Origin of the sequence: Sinomonas terrae (genome assembly GCF_022539255.1) — a bacterium.
GTDB lineage: Bacteria > Actinomycetota > Actinomycetes > Actinomycetales > Micrococcaceae > Sinomonas > Sinomonas terrae.
Genome location: NZ_JAKZBV010000001.1, coordinates 96,724 through 111,919 on the forward strand (window position 1 = coordinate 96,724; position 15,196 = coordinate 111,919).

A 15,196-nucleotide genomic window follows, 5' to 3' on the forward strand; every position below is an offset into this window, starting at 1 on the left:
GGGAGGAGGCCTCTCAGGCTGCGCCGAGGGCGAGCTGGACCACGCGTACTACGACAAGGACCATCGCCACGATCAGGTAGACCCACAGCACTCCCAGGCCGAGGCGTCGAGTGAGAGAGAGCTGCGGACGCTCGAGGAGGGCCAGCGGCGGCATCCGCCAAGTGAGTCGCTGGGAGCGGTCGACGGCGGGCCCCACCGCGATCTGGCCCCTCGCCCGGGCACGGATCCTGAGGGCGCCGAATGCTGCAGCGGCGAGGACGGCCACCACCACGCCGCCGATGAGGATCTCGATGATGGCGCTGCCGTCGATCGCCGGGAACAGCGTCGCGGCGGTCAGGACCACGGAGAGGATCACGAGGATCGCGATGACGATCGAGGTGAAGACGTTCATCGCCTTGCCGTTGACCCATGGGCCCATGACGGCCTTGTCATTGCAGAGCAGCAGGAGGAACAGGGTCGCGGAGGGCAGCAGGACGCCCGCCAGGACTTGGACGCCGACCGTGAGGAGCCCGAGAGGGCTGCCCGGGATGATGACGACGATCGCCGAGACGAGGATGATGCCCGCGAAGGCGGCGTAGAAGCCCTTGGCCTCACTCACCTTGCGGTGCAGTGAGTGCTTGAGGCCGAGGACATCGCCGAGCGCGTAGGAGGTCGAGAGGCCCACGGCGGCGGCCCCGATGATCGAGGCGTCGATGAGCGCGAGGGCGAACAGGATGCCCGCGAGGTGACCGACGTACTTCCCGAGGCCTTCAGCGACGCCTCCCGCGTCGGTGAACTGCCCGAACTCAGGGCGGCCGGCGAAGGTGAAGGCAGTGAACGAGATGATCGCGCCCGCCGCGATCACCACGATGACGATCCCGATCCACAGATCGGCCTTCTCGTACTTCATGTAGCGCGGGGTGATGCGCTTGTCGATGACGTAGGACTGTTGGAAGAACAGCTGCCAGGGGGCGATGGTCGTGCCGACGATCGCAATGATCAGGAGGGTCACGTCCGAGATGCTCGATCCAGCGGGCACGCCCGGGACGAGGAAGCCGTGGGCGATCTGGCCGTAGTCGGGTCCGGACATGAAGAAGATCGGCACGAGCAGGAGCGAACCGAACACCAGGACCATGCAGACGCGCTCGAAGCGCTGGAACGAGCCAGTGCTCGTGGCCCCGACCACCACGAGGGCGGCGACGATCACACCTGGGATCTTGGGGACCCCGAGGTAGGTCAGTCCGATGCTGATGCCGATGAACTCGGTCACGATGGTGAGCGCGTTGAGGATGAACAGGTCAATCACGCTGAACGCGCCCCAGAACTTGCCGAAGCGCTCCACGATGAGCCGCGCGTGGCCCACGCCGGTCACAGCTCCGAGCCGGAGCACCATCTCCTGGTTCACGTACAGCACCGGAACGAGGAGCAGGAGAGTCCACAGGAGGCCCGTGCCATAGTTCTGCCCGGCCTGCGTGTATGTGCCGAACGCCCCGGCATCGTTGTCGCCGACCATGACGATGAGGCCCGGCCCAATGATGGCCAGGAGGGTCTTGAGGCGCACCTTCCAGCTCGACTGGGCCGAGGACTCGTCGAGACGGATCGTGCCGAAGGCACCCTTGATGTCACCGACGTGCGCGGCATCGAGCACGGCTGAAGTGCTCGAGGTCTGGTTGCTGTGTTGGCTCGGCTGCGGCGTCCGCGCCTTGGCGGCGGGACGACGGGCACGGTTCAAAGAGGTCTTGGTCATCAGGACCGGCTTCCTCCCAGCGGTGGCCGGGGATCGTGAAGCGGGCACGCCGAGGGGCCCAGTCGGGGGCCGTCATCGGCGTGCGGGTGGGGGAAGACGTGCAGCTGGAGGATGAATCCAGTCAGAATGCGCGCAGGGAGGTACTACTGTCGCCGCTTGACAAGGCGAACCACCTCCTGCGCATCGTCTTCACGTGCCTGGGGAGGCCCCGGGCAGACTGCCCGGGGTGCCCTTCCTCGTAAGACCTTTGGCACTTCGCGTCGTGACCCTCTCTGGGAGGGAGCCAATCGGGGTTGCCCCTTAGCCCGGGGCAGCCTGTCCTGACCGGTGGCGTCTCTCGACGTTTAGGGTCGCTGGCTTGTATCCGCGAAGGAGCCTCAGCTAACGAACGGCACCTTGCGTGGACATGATACATGCCGGACCTCGGAGCGCAATTCAGAAAGGCTGCTTTCCCTTAGTCCTCGAGGAGGATGCTGGCCACACAGGTTCATCCCACGGAGCGTCGCGCGGCGGCCCCGCCGGTCCTAGCGTGGAATCGTCAGCTATCTCAGGAGGGGACATGATCCAGGCGACCGACCTGGCGAAGGTCTACGGTGCCAAGACTGCGGTCGATGGCGTCACGTTCACGGTTCAGCCCGGCCGAGTGACTGGGTTCCTCGGGCCGAACGGTGCCGGCAAGTCCACGACAATGCGGATGATCATGGGCCTCGACGCCCCTACACGCGGCACAGTTACGGTCAACGGGTCGCCGTACCCGAAGCACCGGGCCCCACTGCGTGAGATCGGCGCGCTGCTCGAGGCTCGCGCTGTACACCCCGGCCGCACCGCCTACAGCCACCTTTCGGCACTGGCGGCGACCCACGGCATCCCCTCGCAGCGGGTCAACGAGGTCATCGAGATGACCGGACTCGGTGCCGTCGCCAAGAAGAAGGTCAAAGGCTTCTCGCTGGGCATGGGGCAGCGCCTTGGCATCGCGGCTGCCCTCCTGGGCGACCCACAGGTCGTGGTCCTCGACGAACCGGTCAACGGCCTCGACCCCGAGGGGGTCGTGTGGGTGCGAAATCTCGTGAAGTACCTCGCAAGCGAGGGCCGCACGGTGTTCCTCTCGAGCCACCTCATGAGCGAGATGGCGCAGACCGCGGACCACCTCATCGTGATCGGACGGGGCCGCATCCTCGCCGATGCGCCGATTGACGACGTCATTTCGAGCCAAGGCAAGGCCCGGACTCGGCTCCGTACCGATCGCCCCGAAGAGTTCTCACGCCTTCTCGCACGCTCGGGAGTGACCATCCAGGCTCCTGAGCACGAGGTCCTCGAAGTGGGCGGCCTCGATCCTCGGACCATCGCCCAGACCGCGCTCGACCACCAGATCCTCGTCTACGAGCTGACCCCGCTCCAAGCCTCGCTCGAGGAGGCCTACATGCAGCTCACGAAGGACGACGTGGAATACCGCTCGCATGACGCGAGCCACCACGAGGAACCGCCGGCATCCAGCCCCAGTGGGGCGCTCGGGACAAAGGCTGCCCATGAGACACAGGAGGCAACGCGATGAGCACGGCAGTCGAAACCAACCGCCGCTCGGCTGCTCCCGAGGAGGGACTCGCGGGACCGAACTTCTTGCGTGTCCTCAATTCGGAGCGGATCAAGTTCCTCTCGCTCCTTTCGACGCGCATCCTGCTGCTGTGCGGCGTCGTCCTCCTCGTCGGCTTCGCCGCGCTCCAGGCGTGGGGCATCGGACAAGTCACGTCCGCTGCCCACAACGGTGGCCCCGGGGGTCCGCGAGCGGAGGCCTTGGATACGACGTCGGCCGTCCTGCACCTCCCAGCCGGCGGCGTCTCGTTCGCACAGCTCATCGTCGGCGCGCTCGCAGTCCTCATGATCAGCTCGGAGTTCACCACGGGCATGTCGCGCGCGACCTTCGCAGCCGTTCCAACACGCTGGCCCGTCCTCGCAGCGAAAGGCGTGTACGCCGTCGTCGTCGGCTTTGTGCTCACGTACGTCGGCGCCTACATCGGCGGGCTTGTCGCACAGCCAATCCTCGCGAACTACAACCTCCACCTCGACATGGCGAGTGGGGAAGTGCAGCGGTTCATGCTCCTCAATGCGGCCTACGTCGCGGCCGTGGCCCTCATGGGTCTGGCCCTCGGGGCGCTCCTGCGGAACTCGGCCGGAGCGATCGTGACCCTTGTGGCGCTTCTGTTCGTGCTGCCGATCATCTTCCAGCTCATCCCCGGCGACTTCTTCACCGAGGCCCGCAAGTACCTGCCGACCAACGCCGCGGACGCGATGTTCGAGGCAGGCTCCAGCAGTGCCCTCAATACCGCCTACCTCGAGCCTTGGCAGGGCACGCTCGTCCTCGTGGCGTACGTCGTCGCCCTGCTCGGCGCCGGGTTCGTCACACTCCGGCAGCGGGACGTGTGACGAACGGACCACAATGGACATCATGTCCCGCGTGATCAAGACGGGAGGTGCGCAGCCTGCGGGCGGCGCACCTCCCGCAGGCGTTCCTGGCGCTGCGTCTCGGCCTGCAGGGACTTCGCCCGCGCCACAGGGCATGGCCGGCCCCACCACAGCCCTGCCAGCCAGACGCGGCCGCCTTCGCCAGTTCCTGTATGAGCACCCGCTCGCAATGGACGGGCTCGTCGTGTTCTCGAGCGCCGTGCTCTCCCTCAGCGCCCTCATCGAAGAGGGACGGGGCGGGTTCTGGTGGCAATTCGCCGTCGTGCTCCTCTCGCAGGCAGCGCTCATGTTGCGCCGCCGGGCGCCGTGGCCACTCCTGGGCGGCATCGTCGCGGCGGACGCGATCGTCCTGTTCGCCACTCCTGAGCTCGGCAGCATGGGCGCAGCCGTCTGGTTCGCGCTGTACGTCGTCGCGCTCCGCCTTCGCACCGTCTGGGCGCTCGTCGTCGCAGTAGCCTCGAGCCTTCCCGCCGGCGCGTACTTTGCGTTTGTCTACCGGCCGGGGGAGGAGTTCCTCGCCCAGCACGGACCCTTCATCGGCCTCGTGGCATCCGTTTCGGTGATCCTCTCGAACCTCGTCGCGACGGGCGTCGGCATTGTGGTCCGCGGGAACCGCATCCACCAGGCCGAGGTGCGCGCGTGGGCGATTCGGCGGGCCCAACTCGCTTCTGTGCAGGAACGCAACCGGATCGCCCGCGAGATGCACGACGTCGTCGCCCACTCACTCACCGTCATGGTGGCTCTGAGCGATGGGGCCGCGCGCGCTCTCGATCGTGATCCCGACAGGGCGCGCTCCGTGCTCGGTGAACTCTCAAGCACCGGCCGGGCGGCGCTAGCGGACATGCGCCGCGTCCTGGGAGTCCTTCGCGCAGACGGCGGCGCGGTCGGCCGGGAACCCACGCCCGGCGGACTGCAGGCCCTGGTCGACGGCTTTCGGACGGCTGGCCTGCCGGTTGTCCTGACGCAGGAGGGGGAGAGCCTTCCCGACGACGCCGCGTTTGAGCTCGCCGTCTTCCGCATCGTCCAGGAATCGCTCACCAACGTCCTCCGGTACGCGAGGGGCGTGGGGCGCGTGGACGTCCTCGTTGCCCGGGACGCGAATGCCGTACGCGTGCGGGTCGACAACGACGGCGGCACTGCGCCTGACGGCGTCGACCCGGCCCTTGGAACCGGCGGCGGCCTTGCCGGGATGCGGGAGCGCGCCGCGATCTTCGGCGGTTCGCTGACGGCTGGGCCGCGCCCGGGCGGAGGCTGGCGCGTGGAAGCGGAGTTGCACTGGACGGAAGGGGACCGATGACAACGGATCCGGAAGGCCTCTCGGCTCCGGATGAGCGGACTCTCCGCCTCCTGCTCGTCGACGATCAGCCTCTCCTGCGCGTCGGGTTCCGCTTGGTCCTCGAGTCCGAGGAAGGCATCGAGGTGGTCGGCGAGGCCGGGGACGGTGCCGAGGCGGTGCGGCTCACGCGGGAGCTCGCGCCCGACGTCGTGCTCATGGACGTCCGCATGCCCAGGATGGACGGGATCGAGGCCACCCGCCTCATCGCGGCGGCTCAGTCCCCGGCACGGGTCATCATTCTCACGACGTTCGATCTCGACGAATACGCCTTCGCCGGCCTCCAGGCGGGCGCGTCTGCGTTTCTCCTCAAGGATGTCGCCCCGGCCGACCTCGTGCAGGCAGTCCGTCTCGTGGCCAGCGGGGACGCGGTTGTCAGCCCGCGCGTGACCCAGCGGCTCCTCGAGACTTACGTCAGGGCGACCGCGAACGGAGGAAGTCGCGCCACCGAAGCGCAGCCCGACCCGCTCCTCCGAGAGCTCACTCCCCGCGAACTCGAGGTGCTGCGCGCCATCTGCGAGGGACTCAGCAACGCCGAGGTCGCCCACCGGCTGTACCTCTCCGAGGCTACGGTCAAGAGCCACGTGCGGCGCATCCTCTCGAAGCTGCACCTGCGTGATCGAGTCCAGGCTGTCGTGTACGGGTACGAGACGGGGCTCGTTGTCCCGAGCAACCCGGACTACTGAGGTTTGCCGGGACGCTGAGCGGGTAGTAGGTAGGGCGTGATCGGCAAGAAGAGCCAAGTCGGCCCGTTCCTTCTCCGGGTCGTAGCCAACGCTGTGGCGCTGTGGATCGCCACCCTGATTCTTCCCGGTCTCAAGATCAGCGGGTCCGTGCCGGGTCAGGTTGCGGGCGCGGCGGGCCCGGGGGCCAGTGGCCCCGTTGCGTTCGTTCTGGGCTACCTCTTAATCGGCGCGCTCTTCGGGCTGGTGAACGCGTTGATCCGCCCCCTTGTCGGGCGCCTCGCGTTGCCCGTGACCCTCCTGACCTTGGGCCTCTTCGCCCTCGTGCTCAACGCCGCGATGCTCGAGCTGACCGCCTGGATCAGCAGGTACACGCCCGTGCATCTCATCGTCGACTCGTTCTTCTGGACTGCCGTTCTGGGCGCGATCATCATCTCGATCGTCTCGTCCCTCGTCGGTGCGCCTCTCGGGGCGGGCCGGAAGCGCCCGAAGCTGAAGTTCTGACCCCTTGTCCGCTTTGCCCCGCGCTCCCGCCCGGTTGTGGTTTCCCAATCAGTCGGAATCGCGGCGTGTCACGCCCAATCCACGTGTCGGCGGCCCAGACGTGGGCTGGAAGGGCGCCTCGAACCAGAGCCTCGGCCGCGAGCCGACTTCCCCGCAGCCAGCCGCAGCAGCAGAATGTCCGCATGCGCCCGTTCCTGCTCCTCGCCTCGCGCGACCACGATGTCGTCGCTGACGACGAGTACCGCGCGTTCTGCGAATACGGGGGCCTCGCCCCTGAGGAACTGCGGCGCGTGCGCGCCGAGGCGGGTCCGCTCCCGGACATCGAACTGGATGACTTCTCGGGCGTGATCCTGGGCGGCAGCCCCTTCACGGCGTCCGATCCTGTGGAGGAGAAGAGCCCCGAGCAGCTGCGCGTAGAGGCAGAGATCGGCAAGCTCCTCGACCGCATTGTCGACGAGGACTTCCCGTTCTTCGGCGCCTGCTACGGTGTCGGGCTGCTGGGCCAGCACGAGGGTGCTGTGGTGGACCGTCGTTTCGGCGAGCCGGTGGGCCCGGTCCGGGTGAAGCTGAGCCCGGCTGGCCTCGTGGATCCACTCTGCGCGGGGCTGCAGCCCGCGTTCGATGCGTTCGTGGGCCACAAGGAAGCCGTGCGAACCCTGCCGTCGAACGCCGCGCTCCTTGCGGGCTCGGCGAGCTGCCCCGTCCAGATGTTCCGCTTCAAACGCAACCTCTACGCCACCCAGTTCCACCCGGAGCTCGATCTTCCCGGACTCGAACGCCGCATCGATGCCTACCGGCATTCGGGCTACTTCCCGCCCGACGAGGCTGACGCGGTCAAGCAGCGCGCGCGGGCGGCCCACGTGTACGAGCCGCAGCGGATCCTGCGGAACTTCGTGGAGCGGTATGCGCGCTGACCCGCTGGCTAAACTCAGCTCATGCCTACCGCCGCGCACCGTCATGCCCAGGATCTCGGCCGTTTCGTTGTAGCCTCGCCGTCGAGCTTCCACGCGGCGCACGAGGGCGCGCGTCGCCTTGCGGACGTCGGGTTCCGGGTGCTGTCCGAGGCCGAGGAATGGCCGGCGACCCCGGGCGGCTACGCCGTGGTGCGTGATGGAGCGCTCATCGCCTGGATTGTGCCCGACGGCGCTGGCCCCCTCACGTCGTTCCGAATCCTCGGCGCGCACACGGACTCGCCCTCGTTCAAGCTCAAGCCCAAGCCGACCACGGGGGCGTTCGGTTGGCTTCAGGCGGGGGTCGAGGTCTACGGCGGCCCGATGCTCAATTCGTGGCTGGATCGGGAGCTGCGACTCGCCGGGCGCCTCGTGACGGTGGACGGCGCCGAGCACCTCGTGGCGACGGGTCCCCTTCTGCGCTTCCCGCAGCTCGCGATCCACCTCGACCGCTCGGTGAATGACGGTCTCAAGCTGGACAGGCAACGGCACATGAACCCGGTCTGGGGCCTCGGCGATCCGGGCGGAGCGGACCTGCTCGGCCTTCTGGCGGGTGAGGCGGGGGTCGATCCGGGGCAGGTGGGAGGGTACGACCTCGTGGTCGCGGACGCGCAGGAGCCCGCAGTCTTCGGTGCCGAGGGTGAATTTCTGGCGTCCGGTCGGCTCGACAACCTTTCGTCGGTCCACGCGGGACTCGCGGCGCTCGCCCGGGTGTTCGAGCAGACAGGGGAATGGTCCGGCGACCCGGTCATCCCGGTCCTCGCAGCCTTTGACCATGAGGAGGTCGGATCGTCAACGCGCTCCGGGGCTTGCGGGCCCTTCCTCGAGGACGTTCTCGCCCGCGTCGGTGACGGGCTCGCCGCAACGGCGACCGAGCGCCGTCGTGCGTTCGCCGCCTCCTGGCACGTCTCCGCGGATGCGGGGCACGCGATCCACCCGAACTACCCTGAAAAGCACGATCCGGTGAACCATCCCGTTCTCAACGGCGGCCCGCTGCTCAAGATCAACGCCCAGCAGCGGTATGCGACTGATGCGGCCGGCGCTGCCCTGTGGGCACGGTTGTGCGCGGAGGCCGAGGTGCCCTACCAGGAGTTCGTCTCGAACAACGACGTCCCGTGCGGCTCCACCATCGGGCCACTCACGGCGACGCGTCGGGGGATCCGCACAGTTGACGTCGGGGTCCCGCTCCTCTCGATGCATTCGGCCCGTGAGCTCGCGGGGGTTCAGGATCCGTGGCGGCTCGCGCTCGTTGCGGAGCGGTTCTTTGTGAGCTGAGCGCTGTCAGCCGCTCTGCGTGGCAAGCCCGATGACGAGGTTGATCGTGGCAGCGAGGATGACGGTCGAGAAGACGTAGCCGAGGATGCCCTGCTTGAGTGCTTCGGTGCGGATCTGAGTCCTCGTCAGGTTTGTGTCCGAAACCTGGAATGTCATCCCTAGGGTGAACCCAAGGTACGCGAAGTCGCTGTACTTGGGCGGATCGTCTTGGTTGAACTCGACGCCTCCAGGATGTGTCGAGCTGTAGTACAGCTCCGCGTAGCGGAGGATGAAGATCGTGTGCAGCAGGAGCCAGGACGCGGCGACGACGAGGATTGCGAGAAGGGCGAGGGTTACCTTCCCCGCGCCCTTGGTCTGGTTGCCTGAGACCATGACCATGATGACCGCGACGATTGCGGCAACGTTCGCGGACAGGATGAGGAAGTCTCGCACCGTCCGGCGAGGATCCTCCTCGCGGGCATGGTTCTTGGTCTGTTCGGCGTTCATCGGAAGGATCCTGGACAGGACCCAGATGTCGTAGAGAAGGGCCGCCGCGCCCCAGCCTGCGGCAGCTGCGTGCCACCAGGACGAGAAGAATCCGGTGAGGACGGCGGCGACTACGCCCACGCCGAGCATCGCCCACATGCGGCGGCTGGCGGAAACGGCGCGAGTCGAGCGGGTGGAGGCGGGCTGCGATGTCATGGGGCGATCCTCGCACTGCTACCTTCGGGAGCCCTGATTGTCCCCGCACAGGGGTGGCTGACGGCGTGTCGTCCACAAACCTTGAGAGGAGAACGGACGACGGCGTCGATCGGCCCTAGTGTTGAAGTCACCGAAGGGGGGCGCGGGCCGGGGCTCCAGGCAGTGATGGGGCGCATGGGCTGGGATCCGGTAGTATAGGGAAGTCTGTGCTGCCGCAGGTCGCAAACCTGTTTGGAGCACCGGCAAACGCAAATGAACCTCCTGTTGCGGAGAGACCGCAACCGCTTAGCCCAAAGGAGGTGGGTTCACACATGCGTGCTTACGAACTGATGGTCCTTATCGATCCCGAGATCGACGAGCGCACCGTTCAGCCGTCGCTGGACAAGTTCCTGAGTGTGATCACCACCGACGGTGGAACCGTCGACAAGGTGGACATCTGGGGTCGTCGTCGTCTGGCCTACGAGATCAAGAAGAAGAGCGAAGCGATCTACGCGGTCGTCAACTTCACTGCTGAGCCCGCTACGGCTCAGGAGCTTGATCGTCAGCTGAACCTCAACGAGACGATCATGCGCACCAAGATCATCCGCCCCGAAGACCAGAAGGTTTCCGCCAAGTAGTCTTGGCGTGAATCTCTTCGCTCATTCCGTAAGAACGTCCAAGGCTCGGACCAGGAGGCAGCATGGCAGGCGAAACCACGATTACGGTCATCGGCAATCTGACCAACGATCCGGAACTCCGGTTCACGCCGTCGGGTTCTGCCGTGGCCAACTTCACGGTGGCTTCCACGCCGCGCACCTTCGATCGCCAGTCGAATGAGTGGAAGGACGGGGAGACCCTGTTCCTCCGCGCGTCTATCTGGCGTGAGGCCGCCGAGAACGTCGCAGAGTCCCTCACCAAGGGCATGCGCGTGATCGTCAGCGGCCGGCTCAAGAGCCGTTCTTACGAGACCAAGGAAGGCGAGAAGCGCACCGTCATCGAGCTCGAGGTCGACGAGATCGGGCCGAGCCTGCGTTACGCCTCTGCCAAGGTGAACCGCACCCAGCGCTCCGGCGGTCAGGGCGGGAACTTCGGCGGCGGCGGCAACTTCGGTGGCGGCAATGCCGGGGGGAACTTCGGTGGCGGCGGCAACTCTGGCGGCTTCGGAGGCAACCAAGGTTCCCAGAACCAAGGTGGCTCCGGCGGCTGGAGCGGCGGCGGCGCGCAGAACGACGATCCGTGGGCAACCCCGGGCGTTAGCAACTCGGGTGGTTGGGGTTCTGGCCCTGACTCCGAGCCGCCCTTCTGATCACTTACATCAACCATCCCGTGGCGTGACCACGGGCTCCGCGAGACAAAAGGAGCTCCACGATGGCCAAGGCTGAAATCCGTAAGCCGAAACCAAAGTCCAACCCCTTGAAGGCCGCTGACATCACCGTCATCGACTACAAGGACGTCGCCCTGCTGCGCAAGTTCATCTCGGACCGCGGCAAGATCCGCGCCCGCCGAGTGACCGGCGTGACTGTGCAGGAGCAGCGGAAGATCGCCCAGGCGATCAAGAACGCCCGCGAGGTTGCCCTGCTCCCCTACTCCGGCGCTGGCCGCGGCTGAGAAGGGAAGCTGAAGAACCATGGCAAAGATCATCCTCACCCAGGAAGTGACCGGACTCGGCACGCCTGGTGACGTTGTCGAGGTCAAGGACGGCTACGCCCGCAACTACCTCCTCCCGCGTGGCTTTGCGCTGCGCTGGACGCGTGGTGGCGAGGCTCACGTCGAGGCGCTGAACGCCGCGCGTGCCGCCAAGGCCCACAAGACGCTCGAGGCCGCGCAGGAGCAGGCTGCTGCTCTCGCGAAGACCCCGGTGCGCCTTGAGGTGAAGGCAGGCAAGGAAGGTCGCCTGTTTGGCACCGTCCGCACCGAGGCCGTTGCCTCCGCCGTCGAGGCCGCTGGCCTCGGCTCGGTCGACAAGCGCAAGGTCGTCCTCCCGGGTCACATCAAGACCACCGGTAACTATGACGTCAGCGTGCGCCTGCACGACGAGGTCACCGCCACGATCAACCTTCAGGTTGTCGCCGCGAAGTAGTTCCGAACCAGTCTGGTGACTGTTGGACACAGAGAGGGCCCCCGCCGCAACGTCGGCGGGGGCCCTCTCGTTTCGGGTACGCCAACTCCCCTCCGACACGGTTTCGGGTACGCCAACTCACCTCCCACACTGTTTCGGGTACGCTAACTCCCCTCCCAAGAGATCTCGGGTACAGAAGTTCCGACACGGCAACTGGGCATGACGTGGTGCGGCGGATCAGGAGTTTGAAAGCGACGTTGTTCTGTAGCGCGATGCCATCCGACGGCAGTAGTCCGAGAACTTTCCATCTTGGAGATCAGGATTATCCGTACCCGAGATGGCGTGGGAGGGAAGTATCCGTACCCGAGATGGCGTGGGAGGGGAGTATCCGTACCCGAGATGGCGTGGGAGGGGAGTATCCGTACCCGAGATGGCGTGGGAGGGGAGTATCCGTACCCGAGATGGGGTGGGAGGGGAGTATCCGTACCCGAGACGGGGTGGGGCGGTGGCGAGAGGGTCTGGCGCACAGGGCGCGGGAATGCACAGGGCGCGGGAATGCACAGGGCGCGGGAACTGGACCGGGAATAGGCTCAAGGCTCCTCTGGTTGAGGAGGTAGATGCAAATGCATTTACCTTCGAAAGGAAGATCGGACACCATGGGTGCGAAGAAGATCGTGGTCATCTCGGCGGGTCTGGGGACGCCCTCGTCGAGCCGCCTCCTCGCAGACCAGCTTGCTGATGCGAGCGTGCGTCGTGCGGCAGAACTCGGGATCGAGACGCAGGTGGTCGTCTACGAGCTGCGTGATCTCGCGGTCGACATCGCCAACAACTTCGTGACTGGCTACGCTGCGCCGAAGCTCGCCGACGCGATCGAGGCCGTCGAGCAGGCCGACGCGCTGATCGCGGTCTCGCCGGTGTTCAGCGCCTCGTACAGCGGCCTCTTCAAGTCGTTCTTCGACCTGCTCGACAACAAGGCGCTCGACAGCAAGCCCGTCCTGCTCGGCGTGACCGGCGGCTCCGAGCGGCACAGCATGGTGATCGACTTCGCGATGCGCCCGCTCTTCAGCTACCTCCGCGCGCGGATCATGCCGACGGCCGTCTTCGCTGCTCCGATGGACTGGGGACGCGGTGCAGAGGGTGAGGCCGCTCTCGCGGGCAGCCTGACGTCCCGCATCGAGCGCGCGGCCGCTGAGCTCGCTTCTGAGCTCACCGAGGCACCCGCGGAGGCGAGTGCGCCGAAGATCGCGACCCGTCCGGAGGAGAAGAGCTTCGAGGAGCTCCTCTTCGGGCTCACGGGCCGGAACTGAGGACCGTCGTACGATGACGGGGTGCATTCCGAGCGCGCCTACGCCCCCGTCCTCGACGGACACAATGACCTTCCCTGGGCCCTGCGCCAGGATTTCGGGTACGACGTCGGAGCCGCGGCTCTCGACCTTGGCCAGCCCAGGCTTCACACAGACATACCCAGACTGCGGCGGGGCGGCGTAGGCGCCCAGTTCTGGTCGGTGTTCGTCCCCTCGACGCTGGCGCCCGAGCAGGCGGTCGTCGCCACGCTCGAGCAGATCGATTGCGTACATCGGATCGTCGCGGCCTACCCCGAGACATTCGAACTGACCCGGACTGCCGCCGAGGTCCGGTCCGCAATCGACCACGGTCGCATCGCGTCCCTCATGGGCATGGAGGGTGGCCATAGCATCGCCGGTTCACTCGGCGTTCTGCGCGCAATGGCCGAGCTCGGCGTGCGCTACATGACCCTCACGCACAACGACAGCCTCCCCTGGGCTTCCTCCGCCACAGGTGAGGGCGAGGATCAAGGGCTCAGCGAGTTCGGCCAGGCCGTCGTAGTGGAGATGAACCGGCTGGGGATGATTGTGGATCTCTCCCACGTCTCCGAGCGCACCATGCGGGACGCCCTCAACACCTCGAGTGCCCCCGTTATGTTCTCCCATTCCTCGTGCCGGTCCGTGTGCGGCCACCCTCGGAACGTCCCCGATTCAATCCTCGAACGACTCCCTGACAATGGCGGTCTGCTCATGGTCACGTTCGTGCCCAAGTTCATTTCCGAGGCCTGCCGCGACCACGCACGGGCCGTCCAGACGAAGCGACTCGAGCTGGGTCTTCCGGTCGGCTTCCACGATGTCGCCCCCGAGGAGGATCCGGCGGCGGCGGAGGCGTTTTCTGCCTGGCTGCGCACGCACCCCGCGCCCAAGGCGACCCTCGACGACGTCGTCCGTCACCTCGAGCACGCACGCGACGTCGTCGGGCCCCGCCATCTGGGCCTCGGGGGCGACTTCGATGGTACGCCGGAGCTTCCCGAAGGTATGGACGGCGTGGCTGGCTATAGGCCGCTGCTCGATGCTCTCGCGGAGCGCGGCTGGTCGCGCAATGAACTCGACGCTCTGTGCTCGGGGAACGCTCTTCGGGTGCTTGAGGCCACGGAGGAGGCGGCCTCAGAAGCGGTGTGAGGCGCGTCAGAGGAGCTCGACGAAGGCCCTCGCCTCTTCGATGCTGATATCAGAATGGCGCCACAGCATCTGCGCTGCGTCTTCGGCGTCGCCGATCTGCGCGAGGGCCTTGATCTCCCCGTAAATCTCGTCGTTGAGCAGGTTGCTCGCGACCTCGAGCGTCTGCCGGCCATTGCTGACAATCGCGCGATAGCGGTAGGGGTAGCGCGTCGAAGACCGCTCGCCGAACGTCGCGGGCACCTTGGGCTGCTGTGCGGACGACGGCGGAGCCTCCTCGCGCTGTTGCGGCACCACGGGCGTTGACGGCGTGATCTCTGGCTCAGTTCTCTCGGAGGGTTCCTTGGCGGGCTCCGTCGTCGTGCTTTCGCCAGGTCCGCCGCCGGGTCGCGTGAGGGAACCCGTGGAGGGCTGGCCAGTTTCGGCGTCCGACACCGGCTCTGCTTGTGCGGCCGCAGGGGAGCTGAACGACTGGGGGTATCGGTCCATCAGGAGGACTGCGTTGCGAGCCTCGATCAGGCGTGCTCCCGTGGCCTGGCGGTAGGCGGCGATGGCCTGCACGGTGAGTCCCTGTGCGATGAGGGAATACACCATCCGGTGCTGGTCCTCGCTGAGCCGAGAGGAGGCCGCCGCCGCGGCCTCGGGGCCGCCGGCAAGGGCACCTTCTGGCGAAGACTTGGACCTCCGCGCACCCCTGCGCAGCATCAGGACCACAATCACAACGACGCACAGCAGGATGATGACAGGCGGCAGAAGGTTTTCCATCGGGGCTTCCGGATCGGTGCGGAGGATGTGAACGCGGCCCCAGCCGGGGGCACTTTCCAGCGTAGTACGAGGCGCGGTACGGGGCATCCGGTGGCGAAGTCTGAGGTCCAGACACTGTATGCCTCAAAGAGAATGAGACCCTGCCCTTGATATGTGGGAGAAGTCACATATGTCCCCTCGGTTCTATGAAAACACAAACACTTGCTCAAAAAAGTGCATTCGGTCTGTGGATTTCGGATGTGGACAAAAAATATTAGTCCACATGCTGTAGGGCGAGTCTTCCCACGTCAGCGGCCGGTTCTCAAGGCTTCAGCGGTGA

The 15,196-nt window shown here is 66.5% G+C and carries 16 protein-coding genes and 1 riboswitch; of the genes, 13 read left to right on the forward strand and 3 right to left on the reverse strand.

Going from position 1 to position 15,196, the window contains the following annotated elements; all coding sequences use genetic code 11:
* Positions 1 to 13: 13 nt before the first annotated feature.
* A complete protein-coding gene (locus tag L0M17_RS00435; protein ID WP_241050201.1) occupies positions 14 to 1,726 on the reverse strand; it encodes an Nramp family divalent metal transporter in 1,713 nt (570 codons plus the stop codon).
* A 225-nt stretch (positions 1,727 to 1,951) separates the two neighbouring features.
* Positions 1,952 to 2,122: riboswitch (M-box (ykoK) riboswitch) on the reverse strand.
* A 163-nt stretch (positions 2,123 to 2,285) separates the two neighbouring features.
* On the opposite strand from L0M17_RS00435, the gene L0M17_RS00440 reads away from it, so the two are divergent.
* From L0M17_RS00440 to L0M17_RS00470, 7 genes are all read left to right on the forward strand, one after another.
* Positions 2,286 to 3,278 carry an ABC transporter ATP-binding protein gene (locus tag L0M17_RS00440; RefSeq protein WP_241050202.1) on the forward strand — a complete coding sequence of 331 codons (993 nt, stop codon included), beginning with the start codon at positions 2,286 to 2,288 and terminating at the stop codon, positions 3,276 to 3,278.
* Positions 3,275 to 4,147 (forward strand): ABC transporter permease subunit, encoded by an 873-nt coding sequence (locus L0M17_RS00445; protein ID WP_241050206.1) that lies wholly within the window; start codon positions 3,275 to 3,277, stop codon positions 4,145 to 4,147. The genes L0M17_RS00440 and L0M17_RS00445 overlap by 4 nt, the downstream gene beginning before the upstream one ends.
* 22 nt (positions 4,148 to 4,169) lie before the next feature.
* Complete coding sequence (locus L0M17_RS00450; protein ID WP_241050208.1) at positions 4,170 to 5,483, forward strand: sensor histidine kinase; 1,314 nt, start codon at positions 4,170 to 4,172, stop codon at positions 5,481 to 5,483.
* Positions 5,480 to 6,205 (forward strand): response regulator, encoded by a 726-nt coding sequence (locus L0M17_RS00455; protein WP_241050209.1) that lies wholly within the window; start codon positions 5,480 to 5,482, stop codon positions 6,203 to 6,205. Before L0M17_RS00450 ends, L0M17_RS00455 begins: the two co-directional genes overlap by 4 nt.
* 36 nt (positions 6,206 to 6,241) lie before the next feature.
* Complete coding sequence (locus tag L0M17_RS00460; RefSeq protein WP_241050210.1) at positions 6,242 to 6,706, forward strand: phage holin family protein; 465 nt, start codon at positions 6,242 to 6,244, stop codon at positions 6,704 to 6,706.
* Positions 6,707 to 6,888: 182 nt separating this feature from the next.
* Entirely contained in the window at positions 6,889 to 7,620 is a 732-nt protein-coding gene (locus L0M17_RS00465; RefSeq protein WP_241050212.1) for a glutamine amidotransferase, read from the forward strand.
* A gap of 21 nt (positions 7,621 to 7,641) precedes the next feature.
* Positions 7,642 to 8,931, forward strand: coding sequence for a M18 family aminopeptidase (locus L0M17_RS00470; protein WP_241050214.1), 1,290 nt, complete (start codon positions 7,642 to 7,644; stop codon positions 8,929 to 8,931).
* Positions 8,932 to 8,937: 6 nt separating this feature from the next.
* Here L0M17_RS00470 and L0M17_RS00475 read toward each other — a convergent pair whose 3' ends face one another.
* The gene (locus tag L0M17_RS00475; protein WP_241050216.1) at positions 8,938 to 9,612 is read right to left on the reverse strand and encodes a DUF1345 domain-containing protein; all 675 of its coding nucleotides are present in this window, start codon (positions 9,610 to 9,612) and stop codon (positions 8,938 to 8,940) included.
* 311 nt (positions 9,613 to 9,923) lie between these two features.
* Here L0M17_RS00475 and rpsF point away from each other — a divergent pair, with 311 nt between their 5' ends.
* From rpsF to L0M17_RS00505, 6 genes are all read left to right on the forward strand, one after another.
* Positions 9,924 to 10,229: a 30S ribosomal protein S6 gene (rpsF, locus tag L0M17_RS00480; protein ID WP_241050218.1), complete on the forward strand. Its 306-nt coding sequence runs from the start codon at positions 9,924 to 9,926 to the stop codon at positions 10,227 to 10,229.
* Positions 10,230 to 10,291: 62 nt separating this feature from the next.
* Positions 10,292 to 10,897, forward strand: coding sequence for a single-stranded DNA-binding protein (locus L0M17_RS00485; RefSeq protein WP_241050220.1), 606 nt, complete (start codon positions 10,292 to 10,294; stop codon positions 10,895 to 10,897).
* Positions 10,898 to 10,959: 62 nt separating this feature from the next.
* Complete coding sequence (rpsR, locus tag L0M17_RS00490) at positions 10,960 to 11,199, forward strand: 30S ribosomal protein S18 (protein ID WP_010144869.1); 240 nt, start codon at positions 10,960 to 10,962, stop codon at positions 11,197 to 11,199.
* 19 nt (positions 11,200 to 11,218) lie between these two features.
* Positions 11,219 to 11,671: a 50S ribosomal protein L9 gene (gene rplI / locus L0M17_RS00495; protein ID WP_241050223.1), complete on the forward strand. Its 453-nt coding sequence runs from the start codon at positions 11,219 to 11,221 to the stop codon at positions 11,669 to 11,671.
* 635 nt (positions 11,672 to 12,306) lie between these two features.
* Positions 12,307 to 12,957 carry an FMN reductase gene (locus tag L0M17_RS00500; protein ID WP_241050225.1) on the forward strand — a complete coding sequence of 217 codons (651 nt, stop codon included), beginning with the start codon at positions 12,307 to 12,309 and terminating at the stop codon, positions 12,955 to 12,957.
* 21 nt (positions 12,958 to 12,978) lie between these two features.
* A complete protein-coding gene (locus L0M17_RS00505) occupies positions 12,979 to 14,115 on the forward strand; it encodes a dipeptidase (RefSeq protein WP_241050227.1) in 1,137 nt (378 codons plus the stop codon).
* 6 nt (positions 14,116 to 14,121) lie between these two features.
* Here L0M17_RS00505 and L0M17_RS00510 read toward each other — a convergent pair whose 3' ends face one another.
* Positions 14,122 to 14,877 carry a hypothetical protein gene (locus L0M17_RS00510; RefSeq protein ID WP_241050229.1) on the reverse strand — a complete coding sequence of 252 codons (756 nt, stop codon included), beginning with the start codon at positions 14,875 to 14,877 and terminating at the stop codon, positions 14,122 to 14,124.
* Between the last annotated feature and the right edge of the window lie 319 nt (positions 14,878 to 15,196).